General features: G+C 43.8%; 2 tRNA genes. Both read left to right on the forward strand.

From position 1 onward, the window contains the following. Nucleotides 1–129 precede the first annotated feature (129 nt). Nucleotides 130–206: transfer RNA gene (locus AYW75_RS18405), tRNA-Ile, on the forward strand. A gap of 99 nt (nucleotides 207–305) precedes the next feature. Further along, nucleotides 306–381: transfer RNA gene (locus AYW75_RS18410), tRNA-Ala, on the forward strand. The last annotated feature ends 203 nt before the right edge of the window (nucleotides 382–584 follow it).

Consider the following 584-nt stretch of genomic DNA (forward strand, 5'->3'; position numbering starts at 1 on the left):
CCTAGGGGAACCTGGGGCTGGATCACCTCCTTAAACGATATAGAGGCTCTGGTGAGCGTTCACACAAATTATCTGATATCTGTAGTTTAGAGTGTCGTTGTCTGAATCTGATTTGATTTAGCAAAGATTGGGTCTGTAGCTCAGTTGGTTAGAGCGCACCCCTGATAAGGGTGAGGTCGGCCGTTCAAATCGGCCCAGACCCACCAGTATTTCAAAGAGTTTATCTCTTAAAGTGCTGGTGTTCATAATGTTCAAAAATACTTGAATGTTATGACAAAATGTAGAAAATACGATGAAGTATTAGAGGGGCCATAGCTCAGTTGGGAGAGCGCCTGCTTTGCACGCAGGAGGTCTGCGGTTCGACCCCGCATGGCTCCACCACTTCATACGAATATCTACTTCTTCGCAGTTCTGCGAAATCGACACAATTCAAAGCCTTAAGCAAGATGCTTGGACAGTTAATCGAGGGACACTTTCCTATTCGATGTTGACTGATGACTCCTAGTCTCTGACTTAGTGCTTTGCACTAAACTTGCTCTTTAACAATTTAACTTTTTGAAATAGACGATAATCAAGCGTCAAAC

Origin of the sequence: Marinomonas atlantica (assembly GCF_001639725.1) — a bacterium.
In the GTDB taxonomy this organism is placed as follows: Bacteria; Pseudomonadota; Gammaproteobacteria; order Pseudomonadales; family Marinomonadaceae; genus Marinomonas; species Marinomonas atlantica.